Here is a 25,304-nt window from a genome sequence, read left to right on the forward strand (position 1 = left end):
CCATGTTTAAAGTTAGAGACTGGAGATAAAAGAATGAATAGGAGGATGATAGGTTCAGGATTCAGTTCTTTAATTGCGGTAATAATATGTGTTTGACATCAAAAATCCTGTTAATAATGCTCGTTAATCTAATAGATCTTATCTGAATCTTGAATATTATAAACCAATAAGCAACATATTAAGACATTATTCTTAATAAATTAATTTTGAGTTTATTCGAATAATTGATATTGACAAGTGAAAAGATCGAGTTTATTATTATGTTAGTTAATTAATTTAATTAATGCAATAATAGTATTTTTCTTAGGCGGTTTCTTATTTTTTTGCTTTTGTTTGAAAGCGAATTCATGAGCCGTGTTTTAACTTTACATTAAAACCGTAATCGATGAAAGGAGGCAGCTAAAAGTTAGTATCTATTCATTTGCAATTCTTAAATATAAAGGGGAGGTTCAATGATGAAAAAGAAGTTAATGTTGCTTATCGGAATAATTATTACTGCCATCACACTTGCAGCATGCAGTGGCGGTTCAGATGATGCTGGTGGGAAAGTTAAGGTGCCGGAGGGTGCTACAGAGGTTGTTATGTGGAACTTATTTGGTGGTGGGGATGCAGCGTTTATGAAAGAAATTGTTGACGAATTTAACGCAAGTCAGGATGAGATTTTCATAAACAATATTCAACAAGAATTTGAAGAGTATTATACAAAATTGATCACGAGTGTCTCCGCAGGTAAAGGACCGGACTTGGCTATTTCCCATTCGAATGTACTTCCGGAATTGGTTAATCAGGGACTAGTGCAGGAATTAGACACATATGGTGAAGAAGTTGGCGTTAACTGGGATGAATTCAATCCAAACGTTCTGGATTCGACAGTTTTTGATGGGCAACACTTTGCTATACCAATCGACACACATCCACATATCTTTTTCGTGAATAATCAGCTTGCCGGTGACGCAGGACTTCTGAATGAAGATGGCAGTGTAAAAATGGAACAGACACCAGAAGGGTTTGTTGAATTCTTGACAACGCTTAAAGAAGAATTACCGAAAGATAAATTTCCGATGGCATTTTCTACTGCTGGTGTAGACTCCTATCGGTTATGGTTTTCCTTCTATAGTCAATTAGGTGGAGAAAATATTGTAACGGATGATTTAGAAAATCCTGAATATGTACTTGATGTTGATAAAGCAATTGAAGCTGCAAACTATATGCATGATTTATGGTACGAGCATGAAGTTATTCCATTGAATTTAGCGGATTTCTATGCTGATTTCCAATCTGGCAATGCAGCAACTATGTCCACTGGGGTGTGGGCAACTGGTACTTGGGAAGCAACGGAAGGATTAGAATTTACAGCAATACCTGCACCAAATATATTTGGCAAAGAGGCTGCATTCGGCAATTCGCACACCTTCGTAATCCCTGCTAGTCAAGATGCGGAACCGGAAGTTCAAAAAGCTGCGATTGAATTTATGAACTACGCTACAGATAAAGGTGTAGTTTGGGCAGAAGCAGGACATATTCCAGCAAAGACAACGGTTGTTGAATCAGAAGAATATGCGGAACTTCCATATCGGAGTGATTACGCAGAAGTAGCAAACTATGTTAATTTTCCAGATCAAACCGTACATGCACGTGGTATCCAGGATATACTTATTCGCAATCTTGATCTGATCTGGACAGATGAGGAATCTCCTGAGAAGGCATTTGAATTGATTGAACAAGAAGTAAAGGCGTTAATAGGAGGATAATTTGAACTGTCTAAGCTCCTAATATACTTTAGGAGCTTCTGACTTTTAATAGAAAAGGGGTATTTTATGAAAAACAAGTCATGGTTACAGGATATGAAGGCAGTGCCCTTTCTAATTCCCTTTTTTATCGTATACATGATCTTTACTATTTTTCCCGTTATTAAAGGGCTGGAAATGAGCTTCTATGATTGGTCATTAATTGGAAAATTGGACTTTATTGGGTTGGAAAACTTTAAGGTCATGTTCAGTGATTCTTATTTCTGGAGAAGTCTTGGAAATACAACGCTGTTTGTTATTTTAACAACACCAACAATGATGGTGCTTGCACTAGGACTGGCATTACTCGCTAACTTAAATACGAAGATTCAGACCTTTTTCAGGGGAGCTTATTTTATCCCAAGTATCTTATCCGTTGCCGTTATTTCCTTTCTAGCAATTTTTATGCTGCAACCATATAACGGATTCGTTAATACCATTCTTCATAGCATAGGAATCGAAGGGGAGCCTTTTTGGCTGGCTGATAAATATCTTGCTTGGATTACGATTGTAGTTGTTACCTTATGGTGGACGGTAGGAACGAATATGATTCTATTTCTTGTCGCACTACAGGACATACCCGAATCATTATACGAGGCAAGTGAAATAGATGGGGCAACCCGCTGGCAGCAGTTTTGGTACATTACATTGCCGCAGCTTAAGCCGATTTCCAAAGTCATTTTGCTGCTGCAGGTTCTTGCCTCATTTAAAGTGTTTGCACAAATTATGCTAATCACTGGCGGTGGACCAGGTGGTGCGACTAGACCTCTCATTCAATATATCTATGAAACTGGCTTTACACAAAATAATTTAGGATATGCTGCTACAATGTCCTTTGCATTATTCTTTATTCTATTAATTTTGTCGATAATCCAGCTAAGGCCACAGAGAACGGGGGAAAGTTAAAATGGGACAACCTAATCCAATCCCAAATATAGCGGAACAAAAACCAGTCGAGAAAAGAAATGGAGAAGGACCGAAAAGTAAAAAGAAAAGATCCGCAGCATTAAACAGGAGTCGCGATCCTTTTCATCCGGTTAAAGTTACGGTAGCGATTGCAGTATCTGTTCTGTTCATTCTGCCGATCATTTGGATGATCTTTGTTTCCTTGAAACCAGATGGATACAGCACAACTAATCCAATCGAATGGTTTTTGCCACCATTTACATTCTCGAACTACACGAATATAATTTCTGACACGTTAATACTTCGCTGGACGTTTAATAGTTTTATCGTCGCGCTGATTACAACGATTTTAACGTTAATTGTGACATCATTAGCTTCGTTTGCAATATCTCAAATGAAATTTCGTTTCAAAAGAACTATTTTTATATTCTTCTTGGTAGGTTTAATGATACCTGGAGAAGCAACGATTATTCCGCTATATGAAACAGCGAAAAGTTTAAACTTGATTGATAGCTATGCAGGGCTTATTTTACCGATGATTGCTTCACCATTAGGTGTCATCATATTAAAAAGCTTCTTTGATGGAATACCAAAGGAATTATTCGAAAGTGCAAAAATGGATGGATGTTCAAATATTAAACTGTTTTACAAAATCGCTTTACCTCTAGCTAAACCAGCTTTAGCCGCAATAGCTATCTTTACATTTATTGGGTCATGGAATAATTTCTTGTGGCCATACCTGTCCATATTATCTGAGGAGCTCTATACATTGCCAGTAGGTCTGCCAGTATTTAATTCCAGCTATTCGCAAGCCTATGTACTGCCAATGACAGCCAATGCTATTGCATCGATACCAGTTATTATCGTGTTCTTAATCTTTCAAAAACAAATTATTAAAGGAATCAGCTTTACAGGACTTAAAGGTTAAGACAAAGAGAAACTGGCTAAGAAACGTTGAGCTTACTTAGTTATGCAATTGCTTACATTTAAAGAACGTAACATAGATAGAATCCATTATTAGAATAAGGAGAAACTTTCTATGAAAAAATTGATTTTACTGTTATTTGCAACTGTATTTGCCGTTATGTTGAGTGCTCCGCAACCGTCTTTTTCATACAGTAACCCCTTGGATATACCTGATTCCTGGATGTGGGACCATGGGGATTTTTATGGGGAAGGTGATCCATATATTTTAAAGTACAATGGCATCTATTATCTTTATGTCAGTACTGTGGATGATAAAAGTGGAGTGAAGGTTTGGACGTCAACGGATTTAATTGATTGGGATTATGGTGGGCTAGTTACAGAAGAGCCTAGTACGAAAGCGGCATATGCACCAGAGGTAACGTATTGGAATGGTGCTTTCTATATGTATACATCACCAGGTGGAAATGGTCATTACGTTTATAAAAGTTCTAGTCCACTTGGACCATTTGTTAAGCAGACGGACAATCTAGGGATGGGAATAGATGGAAGTGTTTTTATTGATGATGATGGCCAGTGGTATTTTTATAGTACTGGCACCAACAGTATTATGGCAAGACCTATGGACGACCCATATACATTTGGAGAGGCTATAAATACAGGAGCATCAATGGATGGTTGGACTGAGGGTTCAACACTGTTGAAAAGAAATGGAAAGTACTTTATGACCTATACGGGAAATCATATTTGGAATAAAGCGTATCGGGTTGATTATGGTAGCAGTAATTCACCTACAGAAGGATTTACAAATGAAACAAAACAAAATCCTATATTAATTAACACAGAAGGTTCCCATGTTGGACTTGGTCATAATTCGATCGTCCGTGGACCTGATCTTGACACACATTACATGGTATATCATAGTCATGCAAATCCAGGCCGTGAAACGAACCTTGATAGAATCGTTTGGAACGGTGATAAGATGCTATTACTCGGACCTACAACGTTTAAACAGCAAAATCCCGATATGCCGGATTTCAGTGATCGCTTTAAGCGTAATGAAGTAGGTAATGATTGGATAGCGGTAAATGGAGGGAACTGGAGTATTTCAAATGATTGGTTAGAGCAGGAATCCCTTGGTGATACAAATTGGCATCGTCAGGTTACAAAAAACGAGACAAATGATAACTATACTGCAGAATTTAACATGAAAAAGAAGGAACAAGGTTCGAGTTCCAATCCAAGATTTGGTGCTGTATTTTCATATAAAGATGAAGATAACTATGGATTAGCTGTATTAAGCCCTGATAAAAATAGACTGGAAACATTTTTCCGGGTGGATGGAGTTGATCAAGAATGGGAGGCTTCTGAACTTCCGTCTGATTATGATTACTCTAATCTTCACCAAGTAAGAGTGGAAAAGTCAAACAGAGAATTTAACATATATGTTGATGGAATGCTAAAACAGACTAGGGAAATAGATGGACTGAACGGTGGAAAAATTGGTTATACCACTTCCGATGTTCATGCAGAATTTGGTTTTATTGCTTCGAGTAATAAGGTAGACGGTAGTAATGCATTTGATGCATATAAACCGTTACCAGGGTCTATTGAAGCCGTACATTATAATTCTGGTGGTGATGGAAAAGGGTTCCGTGAAAGTACAAATGAAATTAATGAGGAGTACAGACGGGATGCTGTTGACATTGAAGCTAATTCTGAAGGCGGTTTTAAAATAAGTTCTTTTCAGGAAGGTGAATGGCTGAAATATAATGCCAATATACAAGATAGTGGAAAATACGATGTCAGTTTGAGGGTAGCATCTGACAAGAATGCTCAAGTCAGGCTACGGTTAGATGATGAGACGGATTTATCAGGTGTCGTTGATGTACCAAATACAGGAGACGGCAATCAATGGGAAAACTTATCCATTGATGGGATTACTTTGCCAGAAGGTAATCACACAATAAAAGTGGAAGTTGTCCAAGGAGAATTTGATTTTGCAAGTATGAAAGTTAGTAAACACAAAGTTGAATCTGTGCTTTTTGATGACTTTAATGATGGTAATGATGACGGATGGACACCACATGATGGTTTCTGGAAGGTGGATACAAATACAGATGAACCAAGTGTTTTTGATAATTATAAGCCATTGCCTGGAGTAATAGAAGCCGCTTATTACAACTCTGGTGGAGAAGGAGTAGCCTATCATGACACAACACCTGAAAATATAGGTGGTGTCCTAAGAGGGGATTCCGTTGATATTCGGAATAAGCCTCAGGGTGGTACTGCTGTTGGATGGAATCAGACGGGTGAATGGTTGAAATACAATGTAAATGTAAAGGAAACGGGGCTGTATAACTTAAGACTAGATGCTTCAACCACATTTACTGATGCGAAAGTAAGGTTGTGGCTGGATGATGAAACGGATTTAACAGGAGTGATTGATGTTCCAAGTACAGGGGGGTGGAATAACTGGACCCCTGTAACGAAAGAAGGTATAACCTTACCAGAAGGGGAACATACAATCACAGTCGAGATTGTTAATGGAGAGTTTGATTTCTCAAGATTTAGTTTCAGCTCCTTTGATATTCATAAGCCATTGCCTGGATTAATAGAGGCTGAAGACTATAATCTTGGTGGAGAAGGAATAGCTTATCATGATAAAACGGAAGAAAATAGTGGTGGAGAGTATCGCGATGATGGCGTTGACATTCGTTCGACTCCTGATGATGGATTTGCCGTTGAAAGCTTTGAAGCAGAAGAATGGCTCAACTATGACGTTGATATAGCCGAAGAGGGTGAGTATGGTATTGATTTAGCTGTTGCGTCCATACAGGATAATGCTCAGTTAAAACTAGTATTGAATGATACAGATTTGATTGATGTTATTGATATTCCAAACACTGGTGATAAGAATAATTGGGAAACAATTACATTAAAAGACATCCATTTACCAAAAGGTAAGCATACGCTCAAAGTTGAGGCAGTTCAAGGAGAGTTTGATTTCTCAAAAATGATATTTCATACCTTTGATGAATATAAAAGTCTCCCAGGAAAGGTGATGGCAGTTGATTATATAACAGGTGGAGAAGGCATTGCTTATCATGATAATAACCCTGAAAATATTGGACGTGTGTACAGACAGGATGGTGTCGACATCAGGAATCATCCAGATGGGACGTATAATATTGGCTGGAATCAGACAGGGGAATGGTATAAATATAATGTAAACATGGCTGAGAGTGGTAACTTTAACATGAAAATGAGTGTAACAACGGACTTGGAAGGTGGTCAGGTAAGGTTGTGGCTTAATGACGAGATAGACCTTACTGGAGTTATCAATGTTCCTCGTACAGGGGGATGGGATAATTGGTCCGATGTTGTGAAGGAAAACGTCTCCCTTCCTGCTGGTAACCATTCAATTACGGTGGAAACAGTAAATGGTGAATTTGATTTTCATAGTATAGAATTCTATGAGAATACTGAAGAAGAAGAAGAAGAAATTGAAACTGATGGAACCTATACTTCTAGCGTTGGAACTTTTGGGAAGTCCGTAATTGGTGAAAAAGATTGGAAGAATTATAGTGTAGAAGCAGATATTAAACTTGTTGATGGAATTGGAGATGGCGGGCTTATCTTTCGAGTAAATAATCCAGCAAATGGGATGGAACGAGCACAGAATAATCCTGATTTTATGCAGGGCTATGTTGCATATTTGAACGAAGAAGGCGTCCATCTTGGAAAGCAAAATTACAATTGGGAGTATTTAGCAGGTACAGAAATGACAGAGTTAGAAGATGAATGGCAGCATATGAAAGTAGTTGTGAAGGATGCGAACATAAAAGTATATGTTGGAGATATGGACAATCCAAAAATTGATTATACCGATAACAGTGTTACAGCATTCTCTCATGGTAGTGTCGGGGTAAGAAGTCATTTCAGTAATGCTGAATTTGATAATTTCCTTGTGAAGCCTATTGAGCCAAGTCTGGATTCTTTACAGAAGTCAATCGAATTAAACAGGGATACAGGTAATATCAGTCATTCATTATATATGAAACTGCATAACAAACTAAAGCAATCACAGCATCATAAGGATAAGGGCGATCTGCACAAGGCTAGTAAACATCTGAATGATTTTCTGAAGCACCTGGAGAAAAATAAAGCTGATGTACCTGGACGTGTATATGAAGAATTAAACGCGGATGCTGCAAGCTTAATAGACTCTTTTGAAAGCAAGGATGAATGAGGCAGTGGTTTTTGGTAGTCGAGAAAATCTTATTTCCCACAAATCCACTTAATTAAAGGGGGAACAGATTCGAGTGAATACGAATAAAACCTGTTCATGTTGCTCTGTAAGCAGAACAGATATTTCTCAAACTAATCATAGCATAGCCCCCTCTGATTATTGGGGAGGAAAGATCAGATTTAAAGACAAAATGGTGTATATATCCGGTGGTGATTTTTTGATGGGAACGGATGATGAGGAAGGCTTCCCCTCTGACAGAGAAGGTCCAGTAAGAAATGTAAAGGTAGAACCGTTCTATATCGATAATCACACCGTTACGAACAAAGAATTTAAACAGTTCGTTGAAGAGACGAATTATCAGACAGTGGCAGAAAAGTTTGGCTGGTCCTTTGTATTTCATGAATTTTTAACGCTTGAACAGTTGAATAATGAAAAGCAATTACAGAACGTGCCATGGTGGTATGCGGTTAGAGATGCTTTTTGGTATCAGCCTGAAGGGAGCGGATCAACGATTGAGCAGCGGTTGGATCATCCTGTATTACATGTATCCTGGCATGATGCCAATACCTTTTGCGAATGGGCAGGAAAGCGTCTGCCGACAGAGATTGAATGGGAATTTGCTGCTCGCGGAGGGCTTGAACAGAAGAAATATCCATGGGGAGATGAGCTGACTCCAGATGAAAAGCATTACTGCAATATTTGGCAGGGAAAGTTTCCACAATATAATTCAAAAGAAGATGGTTATTTAGGAACAGCCCCAGCAAAGTCATTTCCGCCAAATAATTATGGACTTTATAATATGTCCGGAAATGTATGGGAATGGTGCTCGGATTGGTTTAATAAAGACATCGAACATTCAACACAGAAGAGCATGCGCGGTGGATCTTATCTATGTCATAAATCTTATTGTAATCGCTATCGTGTAGCTGCAAGGAGTTCAAATACGATGGACAGCTCTTCAGGGAATATAGGTTTTCGCTGTGTAAGTGATGTGTGAAATAGACAAAGAAAGGTCTCAAGAGAATAATCCCTAACTGAGAGAGGTTCGTCTTAGAAAATGATTGAATAGGATTGTTCTACCAAACGGAGATGATATAAATAATTATTCTATACTTTTTAATTGGATTTATTTCCTCCGTAATTGGTGCAATGGCTGGCTTAGGTGGAGGAATAATTATCAAGCCGGTTCTAGATTTTGTTGGGCATTATGATTTGGAAACAATCGGAGTATTATCCGCGTCTACCGTTATGGCAATGTCCACTGTAACACTGTTAAGAATAAAAACAACCAAAGTAAAGATAGATTTCAAGATTAGCTTACTAATTGCAGTTGGATCGATAGTGGGTGGTCTAATTGGTAAAGGAGTATTTAATTTTTACGTAGTTAACCTGAAGTTAGCTGATATTGTAGGAGCCATACAATCAGGATTACTTGCTTTTCTGTTGATAATTATCTATGCATCCTTCAAATGGAGTAGCCATGTACCGAATTATCTGATAGCAAATAAAGCCATTATCTTTTCAACAGGGCTAATATTGGGTTTGCTCTCAGCATTTCTAGGAATCGGAGGCGGTCCTTTAAACGTAGCTGTATTGGTTTTATTATTTTCCATGACTGGAAGGAAAGTTGTCATTAATTCGACGTTCATTATATTTTTTTCACAGCTGGCATCGTTACTAGTGGTAGCATTCACTACCAGATATCAGGGGATGGACCTGTCTATGCTTCCATTTATGATTATCGGAGGTGTTGCTGGAGGATTAATTGGAAATATTTTATTGTTTAAGGTTTCGAGTAAGGCAATTTGGGGCGTTTTTAACTTCACAATTTTAATTATTGTGTTAGTTAATATTTATAATCTCGTAAAGGGATTGTGATTAGTGAAAGAAATATCGAAAGGCTGGTAGATTAGTAGAATTTGATAGCAAGTGATTTAATGAATTAAAGAATTGAGGGTTATTTAGACAGTGTGACAATTCTCAAACTTGGAGGGGTAGGAATGGTAAAAAGCAAGCCAAATATATTACTGATTTTGACAGATGACCTGGGATATTCTGATTTAGGCTGCTATGGGGGTGAAATTAATACACCAAATCTGGATCAGCTGGCGAAGGATGGGTTACGTTTCACTCAATTTTATAATTCAGCACGCTGCTGTCCGAGCCGAGCTTCTCTTTTAACCGGATTATATCCACATCAGGCTGGTATAGGGTTAATGGATGAGGATCGGGAAACACCAGGATACCGCGGATATTTGAAAGAACAATCTGTCACCCTTGCAGAAGTGTTAAGAGAAGGTGGCTATCACACCTATTTATCAGGAAAGTGGCATGTAGGGAAACATATGCCAATTGAACGCGGGTTTGATGACTTTTATGGCTTATTGGGAGGTTTTGCAAGTTTTTGGGACAAGAAGAACTATGTTCGCTTGCCTGAGGATCGACCGCAAAGAAGTTATGCCGAGGGAGAATTTTATGCTACAGATGCAATTACAGATCACGCATTAGATTTTATTGAGGAATCCCGCAGTGAGGAACAGCCTTATTTTCTGTACCTGGCATATAATGCACCACATTTTCCGCTTCAGGCACCGAAAGAAGATATTAAGAAGTATGAGAAATTATATGAAAAAGGCTGGGATAAAATACGGGAAGAACGATTGGAGCGAATGAAACAACTGCAAGAGGTGGATGAAGAGATGCAGCTGCCACCACGGTCAGAATATTGGGATCGGGATCGAAATATTAGCGGTGTCAATCCAGCTTGGGAAACGATTGATCCAGACCGTAAAAAAGATCTAGTAAGAAGAATGGCGATTTATGCCGCCATGGTTGACCGTATGGACCAGAATGTCGGCAGGGTGATTGAAAACCTTCGAGAACATAATGAACTTGAAAATACGCTGATACTGTTTTGCTCGGATAATGGGGCATGTGCGGAATGGGATCCTTGGGGATTTGATGACTGGCAAACAACTTCAAACATTTTGCATCGAAAAGAAGACTTGGAACGCATGGGAGGTCCAGAAACCTATCACAGCTACGGGTCTGGCTGGGCAAATGCATGCAGTACACCGCTTCGAATGTACAAGCACTATTCCCATGAAGGAGGAATTAGTACGCCATTGATTGTTCACTGGCCAGCAGAGGTTGAGCGAAACGGAGAGATTGATCATCGTCCAGGTCACTTTATTGACTTTATGGCAACTTTTGTTGATATTACCGGATCACAGTATCCAGATGAGTATCAAGGAAATAAGATACCGCCGATGGAAGGAGAAAGTTTACTTCCTGTTTTCAAGGGAGAGACAACAGATACCCGAACATTGTGTTTTGAACATGAAGAACATTGTGCAATTCGCCAGGGAGAGTGGAAGCTTGTGAAAATAAAAGAAAGAGAATGGGAGCTATTCAACATGAATAACGACCGGACAGAGATGAATAATGTAGCAAATGACTATCCTGAGCTCGTGGAAAAGATGAAAGCAACGTGGAAAGAATGGGCTGAGAAGACCGATGTATACCCCCGCGTTAAATTGGAGAATTAACTTTTAGGTAAACGCTATCAATCAAAACAATATTAAATCATAGAATAGGAGAATATAAATGACACAAACAACTGCAACATATCAGAGGACAGAATATCCACGTCCGCAATTTCAAAGAGATTCATGGTTAAATCTGAATGGAACATGGAAATTTGCATTTGATGACAAAAATATTGGCGAGAAACAGCAATGGTCGAATGAGCCAAGCTTTACAACAGATATTCAAGTACCGTTTACGTATGAAACAAAAGCGAGCGGAATTGGAGAAGAAGCTTTTCATCCCTATGTTTGGTATCAAAGAACGTTTGAAATTCCAGAGGAAGAAATAGGAAAACGGGTAATTTTGAGATTTCAAGCATCGGATTATGTAACAAAGGTATGGGTAAACGGTAAATATATCGGAAATCATGTTGGTGGTAATTCTTCTTTTAATTTCGATATTACGGATGCGATTGATTATAATGAAAAGAATGAACTTGTTGTTAAAGCGGAAGACAGTATGAGCTGCTATCAGCCAAGAGGAAAACAGCGGTGGAAAGACGAAAACTTCGGATGCTGGTATGTACAGACTACAGGGATTTGGCAAAGTGTTTGGCTGGAATTCCTGGAGGAAGCTAGTATTGATAATGTAAAAATTACTCCTGATGTGGATACACATTCTGTTAATTTTGACTATACATTGAATGGTTCATTTAATGAGGATTGGTATGTGGAAACAATAATCAGCTTTTCGGGTGAAAGAGTTAAGCAATTTTCGATAACACCAGATCGTTCAAAAATGAGTTTTGCAGTGGATCTTCTTTCTGAGATACATGAATGGAAAGTAATGCATTGGTCACCGCAACAACCGAATTTATATGATGTTACATTTAGACTCTATGAAAATGGCAGATTGGTAGATGAAGTAAATTCATATTTCGGCATGCGAAAAATTTCTATTAAAGATGGTCAAGTACTTCTTAATAATGTACCAATATACCAAAAATTACTATTGGATCAAGGATACTGGACAGATACGATGCTTACACCTCCATCCGATGAAGCAATGCTGGAGGATATTGAGAAGACAATTCAGATGGGCTTTAACGGCGTACGCAAACATCAAAAGCTTGAAGATGAACGCTTCTTATATTGGTGCGATAAAAAGGGATTGCTTGTATGGTCTGAAATGGCTGCTACATATGAGTTTTCTGATGAAGCAGTAGATAATTTTACGAAAGAATGGCTGGAAATCATTCAGCAGCATTATAATCATCCATCTATTGTGACTTGGGTCCCATTCAATGAATCATGGGGTGTGCCAAATATATTAAAGGATAAAAAGCAGCAAGCATTTACAGAATCAATTTACTACTTAACAAAGGCAATTGATCCAAATCGCCCGGTTATCGTGAACGATGGGTGGGAACACACCGTTTCAGATATTATTGCCCTTCATGATTATGAAGAGTTTGGGGAAGCATTTTTAGAACGTTATAAAGATAAAAATAGAATAGTAAATAATGAAATACCTCATAACAAAGGAAAGTATGCATTTGCAGAAGGATATGAATATAAAGGTCAGCCAGTTATGATAACAGAATATGGCGGAATTGCCTTTAATGATGAAAGCGGCTGGGGATACGGGAATCAAGTGAATACAGAGGAGGAATTTCTAACCAGATACCGCAATATCACAGATGCAATAAAATCAATTCCGTATATTTCTGGATACTGCTATACACAGACAACAGATGTACAGCAGGAGATTAATGGATTATTGAAAGAAGATCGAACACCAAAAATTGAACTGAAAAAGATAAAGGAAATTAATGATTCCATTAAATAGTAATAACCAGAAGGATTGTTCAGGTATTCTTGAACAATCCTTAACTGTAATTAAATAATGCTGCTACAAAAAATGTAATAGCTATACGAAAGGAAGTACTGCATGGGGAAAACGTTTAAGAATCCATTATTAGATCCCGGTCCTGACCCATGGGTTTATAAAGAAAATGATATGTATTATTTAATGATTACCATAGGCAATAGGCTCGATTTATGGAAATCCCGCACATTGAGCGGGATTTCCAAAGGAGAGTGTAAGACCATCTGGACTCCTCCATTAGCAGGAATAAACAGCAAGAATATATGGGCACCGGAAATTCATAGAATAAACGGGAAATGGTACGTTTATTTTACTGCAAATGATGGAGTTGGCGATGATGAATCACGTAAAATATTTGTTCTGGAAAATAACTCCGAGGATCCTTTTACAGGTCAATGGATTGAACGCGGATATGTAAATACAGAATACCCTGGACTGGATGGTACAGTTTTCGAATATAAGGATCAATTATATTTTGTTTATGCGGGATATGGGCATTTTCCTGCTTATGGATCAGCGCTTTATATTGCTGAAATGACTGACCCATGGACGTTGACTGGTGAAAATGTAATGTTAACGAAACCAGAATATGAATGGGAAATGCAAGGGGGTATGGCGATAAATGAAGGCCCCGTCATACTAAAAAGGAAATCTAAACTTTTCCTGGTTTACTCAGCCAGTGCCACATGGTCAGATGATTATTCGTTAGGAATGTTAACTCTATCTGCTAATTCAGATGTTATGAAACCAAGTGCTTGGGAAAAATCAACACAGCCGGTTTTTAAGAAAAGTTTGGAAAATAAAGTGTTTGCACCAGGACATAATAGTTTTGTAGAGTCACCAGATGGGACAGAAGATTGGATCGTTTACCATGCTATTCCTGAATCAGAAGGGGGAGGGCAACGCAGTACTCGAATCCAAAAGATTTACTGGAAAGCTGATGGAACACCAGAATTTGGTATTCCGTTAGCAACTGACGATTTGATACCTGTTCCGTCTGGAGAGGATTAGATAGGTTTTAATTGATTATATGTTAATAAGGTCAAGAATAAATGAAGATTAAGATCCATAAGAAGGCAGAGTAACTGTCTTTTTTATGGATCTTCGCTATTTAATATGAAGACGAATGGGAAATTTATAACATCGGGCCTTGTAAATGGGCAGAAAGAACGGACGTTTATCCTCGTTTAGAGCAGAATCTTTTTGATAAGTCGAATCCAAGCATAATTCTAAAAAAAACAGCAACAGGATCCCTGATTACGATCAGGAACTAGAGATTTTCATATCAATAAAATGGGAAAAAATATCAAAAATTATATTCGTATTAAGATAGGATTAGCTGATATTTCAACTAATTATGTCTCCTCCCAGAGTTTCATTGGATCTACTTGCCCTTCACGCAATGGCATTCGTCTCATTGATAAGGTGCGTTCTGTTTTTGCTTTTTTAAGATCATCATAGATTTCCTTTGATTTACCTAACCCAACTTCAGCCGCTTCTTCAACGGTTGCACAATAAAATACCTGTTCGATTCCCGCAAAGTACATCGCAGTTAAACACATTGGACAAGGTTCACCGCTCGCGTACATCGTATAACCAGATAGATTGTTCGTTTGTAATTTAGCTTGCGCACGTCGGATAGCAAGTAACTCTGCATGGCCACTAACATCAAATGTTTTGTGCAGTTCATTTACGCCTTCAGTTATGATGTTATTCTCTTTTACGAGTACAGCACCAAATGGCTGTCCACCCTCTTGAATATTTTCTGTCGCTAGTTCAATTGCTCGTTCCATGAATTTGTCCATATTAAACCTCCATGAATGTATCGTTTAACTTTACTGTACTTAAGTTTTATGTGGATTTCAATTTTTTGAAATCGATAACAGGGCGTGTTGGAGAAACGGCTTTACTATCCATTTAGAATACCTGAAGGATCATCGTGCAATACAACGATTTTATGTTTGAAATGGTCCAATGTATGTGGATATAAGGATCCCATAGTTACCTCTTTTCCGAAGTAGGAAAGTATAAAAATTGTCTGTTTACCATTCCTTTTCAAAAATGGGCATGTCCAACTCCAGCGCTAAATACACATGAAGCTTACTAACACTTGCGAGTTTTTCTCTCCTGGTTAGCCGATTATTTTATATTATTCTTTCCGAGTAAAAGGGAAGCAGCTCTATAACTACTCATTGGCTATACACACACATAATAAAACCAGGTCCGAAAAGGAACCTGGTTTTATTAGATTATATATTGACAGTGACGTCTGCGTTTTTCCGCAGTTCCTCAACAAGCTTTTGAGCTGCTTCGCCTTCTTTTTGCATTTTGAGTTGTTCTTCAAGATTAGGTTTCATTTCTTCAAAAGATGGGACTTCTGCTTCCTCTCCACCCATTTGCTCCTGTTGAGTTTTCATTTGATCATAAGCTTCTTTTAATTCTTCCTCTGTTGGCTTTGTGTCACCAGACTCGTCTGCAATAAGTTGATCCACTTTTACTTGCGTTTCAACCTGGGTCATTACCTCTTCTTCAGGGAGACCTTGTTCTTCAAGAGCGGTCATGAACTCTTCCTTCGATTGAAGCCCATTTTGTTTTACTAAATCATCCACTGTTTTATTGACATCTTCCTCCGAAGCAGTAAAACCACGGTTGTCCGCTTCCTGTATGAGCAGTTCCGAACCAATCATACTTTCTGCAATTTGCTTTTTTAATTGATCCTGATCAAGCTCTTGTCCAGTCATCTGAGACTGCATAGCCATTTGCTGAAATTGCGCTTGGTACGTAGTTTCAAATTCTTCCTTGCTTATTTCTTCTCCATTTACTTCTGCAACTACTTCAGGGATACCTTCCAAGTCAGCTTGAGGCATCTCCGGCTGTTCAGCACCTTCCCCTTCTCCTTGAGATTCTTCTTGTGTGTTTGTTTCCTCTTTATTGTCTTCAGCTGCCTCATCTCCATTACTGCAAGCAGTTATTACAAGTACGGATAAGGCAAGGGATAAACCTAATAACCATTTTTTACTCATATAACATTCTCCTTTCATTTCGAAGATTTGGTTTAGTGTAACATAACATTATTGATTGTACTAACGATAGCTGAAAGAATGTTTATCTGTCAAAGGATATTCATTGAAACTGGATTATTACAAGGGGGAATTGACTAAGTACTAACTGAGTCGGATGTAATACAAATGGATAGTAGCAGTTTTTTTAAAGCATTCTTTTATTTGGGAAAGTCGTTCAATATAGGATTAAGCTGGAGTTAATACCAAATGAGTTTAGCTATGGTGGTACTCGGACTTTAAACGATAAATATAGAAAAAATCTTCCGATAGATATTCATTGCTTCTCGATCACCTATTAGCTAAACTCATACATAGGAGTAGATAAACGATGAATGAGCGACAAAAAGAACTACTAAAAATACTTTTAACTGAATATCAAGTCCCGCTGCTTATCCAAGAACTTGCTTTGCGCCTGGATTGTTCTGAAAAAACGGTGCGTAATGATTTAAACCAAATTGATTTATATTTACCGGAGATTTCAAGAGGTAATATCAAGCGAAAACCAGGTGTTGGCATTACGCTCGAAATGGATGAAGCGGAACGCCTTGAAGTATTGCATTTGCTTTTATCAACGTCTCCTTTCCAAGACAAGGGAGAACGAATTATTGAAATTGCTTTTCAATTACTCACGAGTAATTATCCAATTACTATCCAAGCCTTTGTAGATAAATATTATGCGGCAAAGACTGTTATAAAGAAAGAATTGGAAAACATAGAGCTTTGGTCAGCATCTTTTGATTTAAAATTGATTTCTAAACCAGGTCTTGGGCATATGATTAAGGGAACAGAATTGCAGAAACGCCAAGCGTTATCGCGGCTGCCGCTACTAGTTTCAACAGCCGATCGAAATTACGTCCTTGATTTATTTTTGCCTCATGAGATTGCGACAGTTAAGAAAGCGTTGCGTGATCTGCGGCTGAACTATCAATTATCTTTTACAGATGAAGCAATGGAGAGTCTCCTTGTACATGCTCTCATCATGCTGAAACGTACGAGACAAAAATCGCCTGTTCTTGTTCCTAAGGAAGAAAAAGTGCATGTTTTTGGTCAGGAAGAATATCGTTATGCTGCCTCTTTTTTTGAACAATTGGAAGTGATATTTCGGATTTCTTTCCCTGAGGATGAACGTGTTTATTTTACATGGCATCTTATAAGCAGTAAGGTGACAGAAACCAGCGGGACAGATAAATTAAGTTCCGATGACTTTTTGCTGGAGGTAGTATCTAGCCTTACTAGGAAGCTAAGCAAATTAACATTGTTTCCATTTGAAAAAGATGCAGTATTAGAAAGCGGTTTAGTTGTGCATATGCATTCAGTGATTAATCGCATCCGATATGGTTTTCCCATTACAAACCCAATGTTATCTGAAATTAAAAAGATGTATCCCTACATGTTTAGCATGGTTATTCTAACATTAGGAGAGGTAAAACAGACGCATAACCTTGATATTAAAGAGGATGAGGCTGCATATCTCGTTTTACATTTTCAGGCTTCTATAGAAAGAATGGAAGGTTCCAAAAGTAAACGTAGGAGGACCTTAATAGTTTGCCATATGGGAGTAGGTATGTCTCATTTACTTGAAGCTAAGATTACCCAAAATTATAAGGGGATAGAAATTGCCGCTTGTGTAAGTAAAGCAGAGGTAGATAAAGTTTTAAAGAAAGAACAAGTAGACTTTATTATATCTACGGTTCCACTAGAAAAAGTGGAGATGCCTTATATCATTATATCTCCCCTCTTGGAGACAAAAGATAAGGAAAAGCTTAGCCAGTTTATAGATGAGTTAGATCATAAGGTTGTTAAAAGTGGAGGCTCTTCACTTCAAAAATTAATCTCTAATGATTTGTTTTTCTTAGGTGTGGACAATGAACATCGTTATGAGGTAGTTGAACTACTTGGAAATGCACTGATTCAAAAAGGATATGTAAAGGAAAACTTTACGCATAATGCGTTACTTCGAGAAAGAAAATCAGCAACCGCAATTGGCGGAGGTATTGCTATCCCTCATGCTGATCCAAATCTGATTCATAAATCAGCGATTGCAGTAGCTATTTTGGAGAAGCCGACTGAATGGGGAAATGAATTTGTATCTGTTGTCTTCATGCTTGCTATAGCAAATGTCGATCATAAAATAACGAGGGAAGTTATTGGACAAATTGCAGGAATCAGTGAAGATCCATTACTGGGAAAGGAATTAGCAGATACGCAGGACATGCACGCATTTATAGACGTTTTAGAGAAGTGAGTAGGTTATTATGCCTGCTTTTTTTTTTTTGTATAGTGAAATCTAATTAATCATTTATTACCACTAGTTCTGGTAAAAATAAAAACTTATTCATGGACAAGGCAGGGTTATAATAAGTTTAGAAAGCGATTACTTCTTAAAGAGGAGGACACACAATGAAAGTATTAGCTGTGACAGCTTGTCCAGTTGGAATTGCCCATACGTACATGGCTGCTGAAAATTTACAAAAAGCAGGCGAAGAAATGGGTATTGATATAAAAGTGGAGACACAAGGGTCAATTGGTGTAGAGAACCCATTAACAGATCAAGATATCGAAGAAGCAGATGCAATTATTATTGCTGCTGATAAAGAGGTATCAAAGGAACGTTTTATAGGGAAGAAACTGATTGTGACAGGTGTACAGAATGGAATTCGTAAACCAAAGGAATTGATTGAACGGATTCAAAGTGGTGATGTTGCTATATATCGTCCTGAATTAAGGGATGCAGCAAATATTAAAAACGAACGTAAGAAAAAAGAAAATCCTATTTATAAACATTTAATGAATGGTGTTTCCTATATGGTTCCATTTATTGTTGTTGGTGGTTTATTGATTGCGATTGCATTGACGCTTGGCGGAGAGCAAACTCCAGGTGGAATCGTGATACCGGAAGATTCGATCTGGAAACAAATTGAATCCCTTGGTGGTACGGCATTTATGTTTATGGTTCCAATATTAGCAGGGTTCATTGCTGTAAGTATTGCTGATCGACCAGGGCTTGTTCCAGGTATGATTGGTGGTTATATTGCTGCTAACGGAAGTTTTTACGGAAGTGAAGCCGGAGCAGGGTTTATCGGCGGAATTATTGCAGGTTTTCTAGCTGGTTATGTCGCACTTGCTATTAAGAAAATTAAAGTACCAAAAGCTGTTCTACCTGTCATGCCTATCATATTTATCCCGATTATTGCATCGGTTATCGTTGGACTATTATTTATCTTTGTTATTGGCGCACCAGTTGCACAGGTTTTTGAAGCGTTAACTGTATGGCTTGCTGGGATGCAGGGTGCAAGCTCGATTTTGCTGGCACTTATTCTCGGTGCAATGATTGCAGTAGATATGGGAGGACCATTCAATAAAGTTGCTTTCCTATTTGGCTCTGCCATGATAGCTGAAGGTAACTATGAAATTATGGGACCAATTGCTGTTGCTATCTGTATTCCTCCAATCGGAATGGGACTGGCAACGATGCTGAATAAGAAAAAATATCTGGATAATGAAAGAGAAGCTGGAAAAGCTTCGTTTACAATGGGGCTATTCGGAATCACTGAAGGTGCAATACCATTCGCAGCACAAGATCCACTTCGTGTAATCCCAAGTATTGTTGTAGGTTCAATGGCCGGATCCGTTATTGCGATGATTGGCAGTGTAGGTGGCAGAGTTGCACATGGTGGTCCAATTGTAGCTGTACTAGGTGCCGTAAATAATGTGGTGATGTTCTTTATTGCAGCAATTGTTGGGGTTATTGTTACGGCATTTATGGTTAACTTCTTGAAGAAAGACGTGGTTGGTGAGCCAGCTGTTGCAGTTGCTGGCGGTGGTACGCTCCGTGACACAAATGAGGAAGTACAACAAGCGTCTGCTCCTGAAGAAGTTGAAGAAGAAGTTGAAATGGAAGAAATCAATAAGCTAACTTCTATTACGAATGTTGATTTAATTGAAACGGATTTAGCTGGTGAAACTCGTGATGATGTGATTGATGAGCTAATTGAAAAGTTTGATGCATCCGGAATTTTAAATTCGAAGGAAGCTTTTAGACAAGCAATTTTAAATCGCGAAAGTCAAAGCACAACAGGACTTGGTATGAATATTGCTATCCCGCATGGTAAGTCTAATACAGTAAAACGCCCTGCGGTAGCATTTGGGATTAAGCGAGACGGTGTTGACTGGAAGAGTTTAGACGGAACAGAAGCGAAGCTAATTTTTATGATTGCAGTACCAGAGGAAAGTGCAGGGGACGCTCATTTAAAGATTTTACAAATGTTATCACGTAAATTGATGGATGATGCATTTAGAGAGCAACTATTGAATGTGCACAGTTCAGAAGAAGCTTATGAGTTATTAGATACGATAAGCTAATTGGAACTAAAATGACAGAAGAGAACCTTGTGTTTTCTTCTGTTCCTCTTATGTTAGAATGACACTGTACATAAAAGAAAAATTACGATTAATGGAGGACGCTATGTATAACGAACCTATTTTTCTACAACCTGTATTTCAAGAAAGAATCTGGGGTGGACAAAAGTTAAATACACAATTTAATTATGAGATTCCTTATGAACACACTGGCGAGGCATGGGTTGTTTCTGCTCATCCGAATGGGCCAAGCGTTATAGAGAATGGTCCATTAAAGGGAAAGACGTTAGCAGATGCTTGGCTGGAACATGGTGAATTATTTAATAAGGGTAAAGACAATGATGGTGCTTATCCTTTATTGGTAAAAGTTTTAGATGCAGCTGATGACTTATCTGTACAAGTACACCCGAATGATCAATTTGCACAAGAGGTAGAAGATGTACCATATGGAAAGACAGAGTGCTGGTATGTTTTAAGTGCAGAAGAGGGTGCAGAGCTTGTGTTGGGACATCATGCAACGACACGAGAAGAACTTGAAGATATGATTGATCGTGGCGAATGGGATCAGTTGTTACGACGTGTCAGTGTACAAGCTGGAGACTTTGTATATGTGCCAAGTGGTACGATTCATGCAATTGGTAAGGGAATCGTAATCTTGGAAATACAGCAGAGTTCAGACATTACGTACCGAGTCTATGACTATGATCGGACAGATGCAGCAGGAAATAAACGTGAGTTGCATTTGGAACGTGCAAAGCAGGTAACAACAGTTCCACATCAAGATGCAGAGGTGGAACAAACCGAAAATGCCGTAGATGATTTAACAGTTAAGAAATTAGTGGGAGAGAAGTATTTTTCTGTGTATCACTGGGATTTAAAGGGGAAGGCTTCGCTCGACATGGACAAAGACTTTTTACAGGTTAGTGTAATTGCCGGTAAAGCAAAGCTAACAGTGAATGGTCAAGATTTTGAAATAGGGAAGGGGAGTCACTTTGTCATTCCTCATCGTGTTGGAGCGTATGAGCTTTCTGGGGAAGCAGAGCTGGTTGTTTCGCATTCCTAGAGGGAACAAGTCCTGTTAAAATTTGATTTTTTACACTATAAAAGCTGTTGCAAACACATAGCAACAGCTTTTTCCCATTCACCCCAACAAAGCCAACGCAATAGCACCCTTAATCCCCTGCTCATCATTTAATTTAGGGGTTACAATCATTTCGTCCAAATTTTCAAGTTCCATATAAGCATTCGAAAACTCCAGTACCTTTCTACGGATAAGCGGGTACAACTGCTTTTGTTTCATCACGCCGCCACCAATAATCACTTTTTCAGGAGAAAGAATAAGAAGATAATTAATGATTGCTTGTGCTAAATAATCTGCTGTTATTTCCCATGCAATATGATCTGCTCCTAATAAATCTCCTTTTTTACCAAAGCGTTTTTCAATCGCTGGTCCTGAAGCCAAACCTTCTAAACAGGTACCATGGTAAGGACAGTTACCCTCAAAATTATCGTCTTTTCTTTGTTGAATAAAGATGTGGCCCATTTCGGGATGGCTTTTGCCAATATAAGTTTGGCCGTCTTTCACAAACCCTGCTCCAATGCCAGTTCCTACAGTGATATAAAGGACACTAGCAACATTTTTGGCAGCACCATATTTGTATTCTCCTAGTGCTGCAGCATTGACATCTGTATCTAACGTTATTGGTACATTATAATCTTGTTTTAGCTGATCTAAAAGATGGAACTGCTTCCATTTTAGTTTTGGTGTATTTAAAATGCTTCCAAATGTTTTGCTTTTTTTATTCAAATCAACAGGGCCGAAGCTTCCCACTCCTAGTGCTTGGATATCATGTTTGTTGAAGAATTGCTTTGCTGCATCCAGTGTTTTATCTGGTTCTTCTGTAGGGAAAGTTATCTTGTCTAGAATATTTCCAGATTCATCACCAACAGCACATACAAATTTAGTACCACCTGCTTCAATTCCGCCTATAAGCATGTCGTTCCTCCCCTAAATAATATTTTTATCATTATAAAATAACAACATAAACGTACATTAACACTAAGAGTAGCATTAATGTTATTGTAAAAACCACTATAAAGGTAGATTCAAATCTATAATCTAAATTACTTAACCAAGGAGGAGTTAGTGTTAAGTAGCAGAAGTCAAAAGAACGATGTCATTTGTGAAAAGTTTAAAAGCTCCAAATCTATTAATTCAGATTTTCGGGGTTGTTGTTAAAGAACTACGCAATACTGCGAACCAATTTTTAGAAACCCCGGTATGGGGAAATCCACACCGGGCTGTGAGGGGGTATTAATCTATCCTACTTGATTATCACGCCATCATTTCAATAAAACGTTTCGTAATTTCTTTCGGTCTTGTAATCGCTCCACCAACGACACTGGAATATGCGCCAAGTTCCATGCAACGTTTGTACATTTCTGGTGTGATCACATTTCCTTCAGCAATAACCGGTATGTTCACATGTTCCAAAACATCCTTCAAAAATTTAAAGTCATCATGGTAAAGCTTTTTGCCTTTTGTTATTTCGGTGTAACCATGCAAGGTAGTGGATATACAGTCAAACCCAAGTTGCTCTGCCTGAACAGCCTCCTCGAGTGTAGCAATATCGGCCATGAGCTGGATTTTACTATTCTTTTCCCGTGTATAGCTCACAAGCTCTGCAAGTTCAATATTATTTGGGCGCTTCCTGTTTGTCGCATCCATTGCAATCATTTCACAGTCGCTCTCTATTAATTCGTCTATTTCTTTATAAGTTGCAGTTATAAAGACAGAGCTATCTTCATAATCACGTTTTACAATACCTACTACTGGCAGGTCGACTTCTTTTTTAATTGCGATAATATCCGCTTTAGAGTTGGCTCGAATGCCTTTTGCTCCACCTTGTAATGCTGCTAATGCCATTTTGGACATAATAAATGAACTATGTAATGGTTCATCAGGTAATGCCTGACAGGACACAATCAAATTTCCTTTTATTTTTTCTAGCATATCTTACTTCCTCCTATTCAAAAAGTGTTATTTTTCGTATTAAAAAAAGGATACACAGCTCCATATAATGCAGCGTCATTAAATAATTCAGCTATCTTCAGTTCCGTTTTCAGGAAATTATCTGGTAGGAATACTTCGAGCTGATTTTGAATCTGTTTGAGAAGATAATCATCTTGAGCTGAAACGCCACCACCTATTAGAATGCATTTTGGGTCTGATATTAAAATAATTTGCGCTAGTCCTTTTGCTACTTCTTTTGCCCAGGATACAATAATGGAAATACAGGATTCATTTCCATTTTTCGCATGTTCAAAAGCGGATTTTACTGAGAATTCGGTTCCTAATTCTTTTTCTATTCTCTTATGTAAAGCAGCTGTTGATGCGCGTTCTTCATAGTTTGTTCGTGTTTCTGGGTCATACAATAAATATCCCACTGAATTTGCCTGATAATTAAATCCATCCTTTAGTTGATGATCATAATGTGCACCGCCAATTCCTGTACCCAAGGTAATGCAAACAACGTTATTTTGATTTCTGGCAGCACCTTTCCAAATTTCTCCGAGCAGTGCTGCATTTACATCATTCTCAACATGTACTGGCAGCTTATATTTATCATTCAGCAAAGATTTGAAAGCTGTACCTTTATAGTCTTTAATGGTCGGTCCAGCGTAAATTATTTCCCCTGTCGTTCTGTCTACAATCCCTGCGGTGCTGATGCCGACTCCATCAATCTCGTACTGAGCTGTTGTGTTCTCTACTATTGTTTCAATCTGTTTTAAAATGGCATGATTGATATTTACGGGTGTTTCCATCTTCTGATGGTTATAAAGTCTATGCTGCTCATCCATCAGGGCATATTTAATGTATGTACCTCCAATATCAATGGATAGGTAAATCCCCATATGAAGCCCCCTATACCTTTGTGTTTTGAATATGTCTTGTGAGTAATGCTTTTGCTTGCTCGGCATTTCCTTTCATCATTGCTTTTACAATTTGTAAATGCTCTGATGCAGCTTTTTGATATTCGTCTATCGTCATTTCAATATATTCCGTTTCGAAAAAATAGGTTGTAATCATGTTTGTCATTTGAATAAACAGCTTATTATTCGTTGCTTCTAGAAGATGCTTATGAAAAGCAATATCCGCTTCTCTGAATTCCTCCAATGATTGGCAGTTTTTACTGTCATCCACCCTATGTTTTAATTCAGTTAGTTCGTCCATTTGATTTTGCCGAATTATTTCATCAATGGCACTTGACTCAAAAATGATTCTTAAGCTTAATATGTCCTCGATTTGTCCATCATTAACTTGCCAAAGGAAAAAAAAGCTGTTTAGAAGATTTTCTATGTTTGATTCATTTATGAATGCACCTTTTCCCTGTGTTGTTGTAACAACCCCAGTATTTTCGAGATAACTTAAGGCCTCTCTGACTACAGACCTGCTTACCCCGAACATCATAGTAAATGTACGCTCTGTCGGAAGTTTGTCTCCTGCCTTTAGTTGCTGATCGATTATATATTTTTTAATTTCCTGTATGACCGTTTTTTTTAGAGACTTTCTTTCTGTCACATCGACTGGATCCATTT

Annotated in this window: 18 protein-coding genes; 12 read left to right on the forward strand and 6 right to left on the reverse strand. The window is 38.2% G+C overall.

From position 1 onward, the window contains the following. Nucleotides 1–455 precede the first annotated feature (455 nt). The 9 genes from D1B32_RS17315 (at nt 456) to D1B32_RS17355 (ending at nt 14,295) form a co-directional block, all read left to right on the forward strand. Nucleotides 456–1,751, forward strand: coding sequence for an extracellular solute-binding protein (locus D1B32_RS17315; protein ID WP_095308248.1), 1,296 nt, complete (start codon nt 456–458; stop codon nt 1,749–1,751). A 66-nt stretch (nt 1,752–1,817) separates the two neighbouring features. Further along, nucleotides 1,818–2,693 carry a carbohydrate ABC transporter permease gene (locus D1B32_RS17320; protein WP_095308251.1) on the forward strand — a complete coding sequence of 292 codons (876 nt, stop codon included), beginning with the start codon at nt 1,818–1,820 and terminating at the stop codon, nt 2,691–2,693. 1 nt (nt 2,694) lies between these two features. Then, nucleotides 2,695–3,621 (forward strand): carbohydrate ABC transporter permease, encoded by a 927-nt coding sequence (locus tag D1B32_RS17325; RefSeq protein WP_095308252.1) that lies wholly within the window; start codon nt 2,695–2,697, stop codon nt 3,619–3,621. 111 nt (nt 3,622–3,732) lie between these two features. Continuing rightward, nucleotides 3,733–7,869 carry a carbohydrate-binding protein gene (locus tag D1B32_RS17330; RefSeq protein ID WP_118889977.1) on the forward strand — a complete coding sequence of 1,379 codons (4,137 nt, stop codon included), beginning with the start codon at nt 3,733–3,735 and terminating at the stop codon, nt 7,867–7,869. A gap of 73 nt (nt 7,870–7,942) precedes the next feature. After that, a complete protein-coding gene (locus D1B32_RS17335) occupies nt 7,943–8,866 on the forward strand; it encodes a formylglycine-generating enzyme family protein (RefSeq protein ID WP_118889978.1) in 924 nt (307 codons plus the stop codon). Between the two features lie 122 nt (nt 8,867–8,988). Further along, nucleotides 8,989–9,747 carry a sulfite exporter TauE/SafE family protein gene (locus D1B32_RS17340; protein WP_275669472.1) on the forward strand — a complete coding sequence of 253 codons (759 nt, stop codon included), beginning with the start codon at nt 8,989–8,991 and terminating at the stop codon, nt 9,745–9,747. Between the two features lie 122 nt (nt 9,748–9,869). After that, the gene (locus D1B32_RS17345; protein ID WP_118889980.1) at nt 9,870–11,417 is read left to right on the forward strand and encodes an arylsulfatase; all 1,548 of its coding nucleotides are present in this window, start codon (nt 9,870–9,872) and stop codon (nt 11,415–11,417) included. A 58-nt stretch (nt 11,418–11,475) separates the two neighbouring features. After that, nucleotides 11,476–13,245 (forward strand): glycoside hydrolase family 2 protein, encoded by a 1,770-nt coding sequence (locus tag D1B32_RS17350; RefSeq protein WP_118889981.1) that lies wholly within the window; start codon nt 11,476–11,478, stop codon nt 13,243–13,245. A 102-nt stretch (nt 13,246–13,347) separates the two neighbouring features. Further along, nucleotides 13,348–14,295, forward strand: a complete 948-nt coding sequence (locus D1B32_RS17355; protein WP_118889982.1) for a glycoside hydrolase family 43 protein — start codon at nt 13,348–13,350, stop codon at nt 14,293–14,295. A 344-nt stretch (nt 14,296–14,639) separates the two neighbouring features. On the opposite strand, the gene D1B32_RS17360 is transcribed toward D1B32_RS17355, so the two are convergent. Both D1B32_RS17360 and D1B32_RS17365 read right to left on the reverse strand, forming a co-directional pair. Further along, the gene (locus D1B32_RS17360; RefSeq protein ID WP_118889983.1) at nt 14,640–15,089 is read right to left on the reverse strand and encodes a nucleoside deaminase; all 450 of its coding nucleotides are present in this window, start codon (nt 15,087–15,089) and stop codon (nt 14,640–14,642) included. Between the two features lie 444 nt (nt 15,090–15,533). Then, on the reverse strand, nt 15,534–16,307 hold the full coding sequence (locus D1B32_RS17365; RefSeq protein ID WP_118889984.1) for a SurA N-terminal domain-containing protein: 774 nt from the start codon (nt 16,305–16,307) through the stop codon (nt 15,534–15,536). A gap of 367 nt (nt 16,308–16,674) precedes the next feature. On the opposite strand from D1B32_RS17365, the gene D1B32_RS17370 reads away from it, so the two are divergent. The 3 genes from D1B32_RS17370 to manA all read left to right on the forward strand — a co-directional run bounded on the left by D1B32_RS17370 (nt 16,675) and on the right by manA (nt 21,768). Then, nucleotides 16,675–18,591: a BglG family transcription antiterminator gene (locus tag D1B32_RS17370; RefSeq protein ID WP_118889985.1), complete on the forward strand. Its 1,917-nt coding sequence runs from the start codon at nt 16,675–16,677 to the stop codon at nt 18,589–18,591. 155 nt (nt 18,592–18,746) lie between these two features. Further along, entirely contained in the window at nt 18,747–20,708 is a 1,962-nt protein-coding gene (locus tag D1B32_RS17375; RefSeq protein WP_118889986.1) for a PTS fructose transporter subunit IIABC, read from the forward strand. 103 nt (nt 20,709–20,811) lie between these two features. Further along, nucleotides 20,812–21,768, forward strand: a complete 957-nt coding sequence (gene manA, locus D1B32_RS17380) for a mannose-6-phosphate isomerase, class I (RefSeq protein WP_118889987.1) — start codon at nt 20,812–20,814, stop codon at nt 21,766–21,768. Between the two features lie 78 nt (nt 21,769–21,846). Here the strand turns inward: manA and D1B32_RS17385 are convergent, their stop codons facing one another. From D1B32_RS17385 to D1B32_RS17400, 4 genes are all read right to left on the reverse strand, one after another. Further along, the gene (locus tag D1B32_RS17385) at nt 21,847–22,701 is read right to left on the reverse strand and encodes an ROK family protein (RefSeq protein WP_118889988.1); all 855 of its coding nucleotides are present in this window, start codon (nt 22,699–22,701) and stop codon (nt 21,847–21,849) included. A 339-nt stretch (nt 22,702–23,040) separates the two neighbouring features. After that, a complete protein-coding gene (locus D1B32_RS17390; protein ID WP_118889989.1) occupies nt 23,041–23,718 on the reverse strand; it encodes an N-acetylmannosamine-6-phosphate 2-epimerase in 678 nt (225 codons plus the stop codon). Nucleotides 23,719–23,735: 17 nt separating this feature from the next. Next, on the reverse strand, nt 23,736–24,620 hold the full coding sequence (locus D1B32_RS17395; RefSeq protein ID WP_118889990.1) for an ROK family protein: 885 nt from the start codon (nt 24,618–24,620) through the stop codon (nt 23,736–23,738). A 10-nt stretch (nt 24,621–24,630) separates the two neighbouring features. Continuing rightward, nucleotides 24,631–25,302: a FadR/GntR family transcriptional regulator gene (locus D1B32_RS17400; protein ID WP_118890034.1), complete on the reverse strand. Its 672-nt coding sequence runs from the start codon at nt 25,300–25,302 to the stop codon at nt 24,631–24,633. Nucleotides 25,303–25,304: the final 2 nt, after the last annotated feature.

It is taken from the genome of Oceanobacillus profundus, assembly GCF_003515705.1.
Lineage (GTDB): Bacteria > Bacillota > Bacilli > Bacillales > Amphibacillaceae > Oceanobacillus > Oceanobacillus profundus.

Coding starts and splice junctions, on each gene's coding strand:
- D1B32_RS17315 (WP_095308248.1), top strand. CDS start 456: ATGAAAAAGAAGTTAATGTTGCTTATCGGAATAATTATTACTGCCATC.
- D1B32_RS17320 (WP_095308251.1), top strand. CDS start 1,818: ATGAAAAACAAGTCATGGTTACAGGATATGAAGGCAGTGCCCTTTCTA.
- D1B32_RS17325 (WP_095308252.1), top strand. CDS start 2,695: ATGGGACAACCTAATCCAATCCCAAATATAGCGGAACAAAAACCAGTC.
- D1B32_RS17330 (WP_118889977.1), top strand. CDS start 3,733: ATGAAAAAATTGATTTTACTGTTATTTGCAACTGTATTTGCCGTTATG.
- D1B32_RS17345 (WP_118889980.1), top strand. CDS start 9,870: ATGGTAAAAAGCAAGCCAAATATATTACTGATTTTGACAGATGACCTG.
- D1B32_RS17350 (WP_118889981.1), top strand. CDS start 11,476: ATGACACAAACAACTGCAACATATCAGAGGACAGAATATCCACGTCCG.
- D1B32_RS17355 (WP_118889982.1), top strand. CDS start 13,348: ATGGGGAAAACGTTTAAGAATCCATTATTAGATCCCGGTCCTGACCCA.
- D1B32_RS17360 (WP_118889983.1), bottom strand. CDS start 15,089: ATGGACAAATTCATGGAACGAGCAATTGAACTAGCGACAGAAAATATT.
- D1B32_RS17365 (WP_118889984.1), bottom strand. CDS start 16,307: ATGAGTAAAAAATGGTTATTAGGTTTATCCCTTGCCTTATCCGTACTT.
- D1B32_RS17370 (WP_118889985.1), top strand. CDS start 16,675: ATGAATGAGCGACAAAAAGAACTACTAAAAATACTTTTAACTGAATAT.
- D1B32_RS17375 (WP_118889986.1), top strand. CDS start 18,747: ATGAAAGTATTAGCTGTGACAGCTTGTCCAGTTGGAATTGCCCATACG.
- manA (WP_118889987.1), top strand. CDS start 20,812: ATGTATAACGAACCTATTTTTCTACAACCTGTATTTCAAGAAAGAATC.
- D1B32_RS17385 (WP_118889988.1), bottom strand. CDS start 22,701: ATGCTTATAGGCGGAATTGAAGCAGGTGGTACTAAATTTGTATGTGCT.
- D1B32_RS17390 (WP_118889989.1), bottom strand. CDS start 23,718: ATGCTAGAAAAAATAAAAGGAAATTTGATTGTGTCCTGTCAGGCATTA.
- D1B32_RS17395 (WP_118889990.1), bottom strand. CDS start 24,620: ATGGGGATTTACCTATCCATTGATATTGGAGGTACATACATTAAATAT.
- D1B32_RS17400 (WP_118890034.1), bottom strand. CDS start 25,302: ATGGATCCAGTCGATGTGACAGAAAGAAAGTCTCTAAAAAAAACGGTC.